Origin of the sequence: Micromonospora sp. AMSO12t (assembly GCF_008806585.1) — a bacterium.
In the GTDB taxonomy this organism is placed as follows: Bacteria; Actinomycetota; Actinomycetes; order Mycobacteriales; family Micromonosporaceae; genus Micromonospora; species Micromonospora reichwaldensis.
Window position 1 is genome coordinate 1 of record NZ_WAAS01000371.1, and the last position, 4,995, is coordinate 4,995.

The following is a 4,995-nucleotide window of genomic DNA, read 5'->3' on the forward strand; positions in this document are numbered from 1 at the left end:
CGTGCGGTCAGCGCAGGAGGTCAAGGAGGCGGGGCAGGACGCCCGAGGTGGCCAGGATGACCACGCCGATGGCGATGAAGACCGCCGGGACGAGCCAGTGGCCGACGCGTCCGACGAGCCGTGTCACCCGGGGGTGCCCGCCCAGCCACGCCCCGGCGGCGCACCACAGCGCGATGAGTACCACGAAGACCAGCAGGAAGACCGCGCCGTCGGCCGGGCCGAGCGCCCGGAACACCGGCACGTAGACGGCGATGTTGTCGGCGCCGTTGGCGATCGTCACCCCGGCCACGCCGAGCGTCGAGCCGACCACCGCCGGGGCGTCGTCGGCGTCGTCACGCAGCAGCGCGCGGACGCCGAGGGCGACCGGCAGCAGGCCGAGCAGCCCGGTCCACGGCTCGGGCACCACCAGCAGCCCGGCCGCGACCACCGTGCTGGCCAGCACGAGCGCGCCGATGCCCAGGTACTGCCCGGCGACGATCTGCCAGGTGCGGGGCCGGCCGGTGGTGCGGGCGGCGACGAAGAACAGGGTCAGGACGACGATGTCATCGATGTTGGTGGCGGCGAACACCACGGCGGCGCCGGCCGCGGCGCCCAACAGGTCGATCACGCCAGCAGGGTACGGCTCGGTCACCCGTCACGCCCGGCGCCGGGGGCGGGCGGGGCCCCGGGCCGCGTCGGGAGCATCACGCTATCGGGAAGCTGACATTGCATAGCGTGTCGGTTGGCGAAGAGTTGATATCTGGCGCATGATCGTTCGAGGCGGTCTAATAGGTGGGACCGTATCCGAACCGCACAGTCTGGGACGTGAGGACACAGCATGGCAGCCACTGGCACAGCCACCAGCACTGAGAAGGGTCGCCGGATCGTCGGAGCCGAGCGTCAGACGCTCGCCAAGGACCTGGTAAAGCGGTACACCTCGGGTGAGAGCATCCGCGCGCTCGCGGCCTCGACCGGCCGTTCCTACGGGTTCATCCACCGGGTGCTCACCGAGTCCGGGGTCCAGCTGCGGCAGCGTGGCGGCGCCCGACGCCGCAAGAAGGCGTGACCCGCCCACCAGCGTCGTCCATCAGCGCCGCTCCCCGGATCGCTCGGTGACCGCCGAGACGACCGGGGTCCGGCTGGAATGCGACGGGCCGGTCGCGACGGTCACGTTGTGCCGGCCCGACGTGCTCAACGCGCAGACCCCGGCGATGTGGCGCGCGATGAGCGACTTCTCGCGGGACCTCCCCGGCGACGTCCGTGTCGTGGTCGTACGCGGCGAGGGGCGGGCATTCTCCGCCGGCCTCGACCTGTCGGTGGCCGGTGCCTCCGGTCCCGGGTCGTTCGCCGAACTGGCCACCCTGCCCGAGCAGGAGTGCGCCGACCGGATCGCGGAATACCAGGGCGGCTTCACCTGGCTGCACCGTCCCGACGTCGTCTCCGTCGCCGCCGTGCAGGGGCACGCGATCGGCGCCGGCTTCCAGCTGGCGCTCGCCTGCGACCTGCGCGTGCTCGCCGAGGACGCGAAGCTCTCCATGGCCGAGGTGACGCTCGGCCTGGTCCCGGATCTCGCCGGCACCGGCCGCCTGGTCGACCTGGTCGGCTACAGCCGTGCCCTGGAGATCTGCGCGACCGGCCGGCGGATGGACGCCGCCGAGGCGGACCGGATCGGCCTGGCCACCCTGGTGGTGCCGAACGCCGAGCTGGACGCCGCGGTGCGTGACCTGACCGCCGGGCTGCTGGCCAACGACCGCAACGCGGTGGTGGAGATCAAGGCTCTGCTGGCCGGCGCGACCGGTCGGTCCGCCGCCGACCAGCAGCGGGCCGAGCGGGAGGCGCAGACCCGCCGGCTGCGTGATCTCGCCGGGCGCGGAGAGTAAGTCGTAAGGACCGTTCGGGAAGATCAGGGTTACGGCCGAGGTTGTCAGAGTCGTCGGGAGAATTGACCTGACGGTGCGGTCAGCCCGACGACCCGGAGGTGAACGTGTCCCACTCGATGTCGGGCGGCGGCATGACCGGTTGGAGCATGCTCCGGTCAATGCGCAACCGCGACGAGATCTCCACCCACCGACTCAAGCGCGGGGTGGCCCGCAGGATCGTGGCCTTCGCCGGGCCCTACCGCCGTGACATTGTCGTCTTCCTGGTCACGGTGGTGCTGGCCGCCGTCATCGGTGTCGCCACCCCGGTACTCGCCGGCGACGTCATCGACACGATCACCCGGGGCGGCGCCGACGCCGGCAACGCGGTGGTCCGGCTGGCCCTCGTCATCGCCGGGCTCGCGGTGTTCGACGCGCTGCTCTCCCTCGCCCAGCGGTGGTACTCGGCCCGCATCGGCGAGGGCATCATCCTCGACCTGCGCACCCGGGTCTACGACCACGTCCAGCGGATGCCGCTGCAGTTCTTCACCCGCACCCAGACCGGTGCGCTGGTCAGCCGGCTCAACAACGACGTGCTCGGCGCGCAGCGGGCGTTCACTTCGACGCTTTCCGGGGTGGTCAGCAACGTCATCCAGCTTGTGCTCACCGCCGCGGTGATGTTCACCCTCTCCTGGCAGATCACCGCGCTCTCCCTGGTGCTGCTGCCGGTCTTCATCATCCCGGCCCGCCGGGTCGGCAAGCGGCTCGCCGAGATCACCCGCGAGTCCTACAACCTCGACGCGAAGATGAACGCGACGATGACCGAGCGGTTCGGCGTCTCGGGCGCGTTGCTCGTCAAGCTCTTCGGCCAGCCCGAGGAGGAGGCGCGACGGTTCGCCGGGCGGGCCGAGCGGGTCCGCGACATCGGCATCCAGTCCGCGATGTACTCGCGGACCTTCTTCGTGGCGATGCTGCTGGTCGCCTCGCTGGCCCAGGCGCTCACCTACGGGCTCGGCGGCTGGCTGGCGGTCACCGGCAACGTCAGCGCCGGCACCGTGGTGACCCTCGCCCTGCTGCTCACCCGCCTCTACGGCCCGCTGACCGCGCTGTCCAACGTCCGGGTCGACGTGATGAGCGCGCTGGTCTCCTTCGACCGGGTCTTCGAGGTGCTCGACCTGAAGCCGACGATCGAGGAGCGGCCCGACGCGGGGCCGGTGCCCCGGGCCAGCGGCCGGGTCGAGTTCCGCGACGTCCGGTTCCGCTATCCCAGCGCCGCCGAGATCTCGCTCGCCAGCCTGGAGGAGGTCGCCGCCCTCGACCGTACGATCAACGAGCCCGTGCTCAAGGGCGTCTCGTTCGCGGTCGAGCCGGGGCAGATGGTGGCGCTGGTCGGCCCCTCCGGCGCCGGCAAGTCGACGCTGTCCATGCTGATCTCCCGCATCTACGACGTCACCGACGGGCAGGTGCTGGTCGGCGGGGTCGACGTCCGCGACGCCACCCTCGCCTCGCTGCGCGACGAGATCGGCGTGGTCACCCAGGATTCGCACCTGTTCCACGAGACCATCGCCGAGAACCTGCGCTACGCCAAGCCGGACGCCACCGACGACGAGATCTGGGCGGCCCTGGCCGGGGCGCAGGTCGCCGACCTGGTCCGGTCGCTGCCGGAAGGGCTGGAGACCCTCGTCGGCGAGCGCGGCTACCGCTTCTCCGGCGGCGAGAAGCAGCGCATCGCCATCGCCCGGCTGCTGCTCAAGGCCCCGTCGATCGTGATCCTCGACGAGGCGACGGCGCACCTCGACTCGGAGAGCGAGGCCGCCGTGCAGCGGGCGCTGTCGGTGGCGCTGACCGGGCGTACCGCGCTGGTGATCGCGCACCGGCTCTCGACCGTCCGCGACGCCGACCAGATCCTGGTGCTGGACGACGGGCGGATCGTCGAGCGGGGGCGGCACGAGGAACTGGTGGCCGTGGGCGGGCTCTACGCCGAGCTCTACCGCACCCAGTTCGCGGTCGCCGACTCGCCCACCCCGTACGTCGACGCGACCGGGCCCGAGCCGGTGGCCGTGCCGCCGCTGCGGCCCTACCTCGCCGACGAGGCGCTGCCGCCGGCGGCGGCCAACTGACGCTGCCGCCGGCTGCGCCAACTTGCCGGCTGCGGCCAACCGACGTCTCACCCGGTCTCGACTGCCGCCCGCAACTCCCCGAACGCGGCGCCGAGCGTTTCGGGGGTGAAGTGCGCGTTCAGGCCGCTGGGGTTGGGCAGCACCCAGAGGCGGGCGCCGGCCAGCCGCTGCGGCTGCGGCCCGAAGGCGGCCTTCGGCCGGGCGAACCCGATCCGGTACGCGGTCACCCCGACCACGGCCACCCACCGGGGGCGGTGCCGCTCGACCTTGCCGGTGAGGATCTCCGCGCCCTCGACCAGCTCGGCCGGGGTCAGCTCGTCGGCCCGGGCGCTGGCCCGCGCGACCATGTTGCTGATGCCCAGCCCGTACCCCGGCAGCTCGTCCTGCTCGCTGGGATGCAGCAGCCGGGGCGTGAACCCGCCCCGGTGCAGCGCGGGCCAGAACCGGTTGCCCGGCCGGGCGAAGTGCCACCCGGTCGCGGCCGACCACAGGCCCGGATTGATGCCCACGAAGAGCACGTCCAAGCCGGGGGCGATGACATCGGGGATGGTGCGCTCCGCCGCCGCGGCGAGTTCCTCCCGCGTCGGCCGCGGATACCGCCCGGCCTCCCGCGCCACCCGCGTCCGTCGCCGGAGCGGCGATCCGGCGGGCGATCCGTCGGCGGGCGGACCGGCGGACGATCCGTCGGCGGGCGCGGCCATCACAGGCTCCGCAGCACGCCGCCGTCGACCGGCACGGTGACCCCGGTCAGGTAGCTCGCGGCGGGGGAGAGCACGAACGCGGCCACCCGGCCGAACTCGTCCGGCGCGCCGATGCGGCGCAGCGGAATGGCGGCCTCGGCCTCCGCGCGGGCCCGGTCGGGGTCGCCGGTGGCGGCGAAGAGTTCCACGTTGCGGTCGGTCATGATCCGCCCGGGCAGCAGGCCGACCACCCGCACGCCCCGGGGCCCGTACTCGTCGGCGACGTCCTTGGCCATGCCCACCAGGCCGGGCCGCAGGCCGTTGGAGATGCCCAGGCCGGGCACCGGCCCGCGCGCCGAG

Annotated in this window: 6 protein-coding genes; 3 read left to right on the forward strand and 3 right to left on the reverse strand. The window is 72.9% G+C overall.

Annotated elements, in window-relative coordinates; all coding sequences use genetic code 11:
- Window positions 1–7: 7 nt before the first annotated feature.
- Window positions 8–607: a cadmium resistance transporter gene (locus F6X68_RS30535; protein ID WP_192581606.1), complete on the reverse strand. Its 600-nt coding sequence runs from the start codon at window positions 605–607 to the stop codon at window positions 8–10.
- Window positions 608–817: 210 nt separating this feature from the next.
- Between F6X68_RS30535 and F6X68_RS30540 the strand changes: the two genes are divergently transcribed.
- The 3 genes from F6X68_RS30540 to F6X68_RS30550 all read left to right on the forward strand — a co-directional run bounded on the left by F6X68_RS30540 (window position 818) and on the right by F6X68_RS30550 (window position 3,955).
- Window positions 818–1,045 (forward strand): helix-turn-helix domain-containing protein, encoded by a 228-nt coding sequence (locus tag F6X68_RS30540; protein ID WP_007462679.1) that lies wholly within the window; start codon window positions 818–820, stop codon window positions 1,043–1,045.
- Window positions 1,046–1,091: 46 nt separating this feature from the next.
- A complete protein-coding gene (locus F6X68_RS30545) occupies window positions 1,092–1,859 on the forward strand; it encodes an enoyl-CoA hydratase/isomerase family protein (protein WP_151457493.1) in 768 nt (255 codons plus the stop codon).
- A gap of 116 nt (window positions 1,860–1,975) precedes the next feature.
- Window positions 1,976–3,955, forward strand: a complete 1,980-nt coding sequence (locus F6X68_RS30550; protein ID WP_151457497.1) for an ABC transporter ATP-binding protein — start codon at window positions 1,976–1,978, stop codon at window positions 3,953–3,955.
- 47 nt (window positions 3,956–4,002) lie between these two features.
- On the opposite strand, the gene mug is transcribed toward F6X68_RS30550, so the two are convergent.
- A complete protein-coding gene (gene mug, locus F6X68_RS30555; protein ID WP_151457494.1) occupies window positions 4,003–4,656 on the reverse strand; it encodes a G/U mismatch-specific DNA glycosylase in 654 nt (217 codons plus the stop codon).
- Window positions 4,656–4,995 (reverse strand): SDR family oxidoreductase (locus F6X68_RS30560; RefSeq protein ID WP_151457495.1); only part of this gene is annotated, 340 nt, incomplete at its 5' end. The genes mug and F6X68_RS30560, both read right to left, overlap by 1 nt.

Coding starts and splice junctions, on each gene's coding strand:
- F6X68_RS30550 (WP_151457497.1), top strand. CDS start 1,976: ATGTCGGGCGGCGGCATGACCGGTTGGAGCATGCTCCGGTCAATGCGC.
- mug (WP_151457494.1), bottom strand. CDS start 4,656: ATGGCCGCGCCCGCCGACGGATCGTCCGCCGGTCCGCCCGCCGACGGA.
- F6X68_RS30540 (WP_007462679.1), top strand. CDS start 818: ATGGCAGCCACTGGCACAGCCACCAGCACTGAGAAGGGTCGCCGGATC.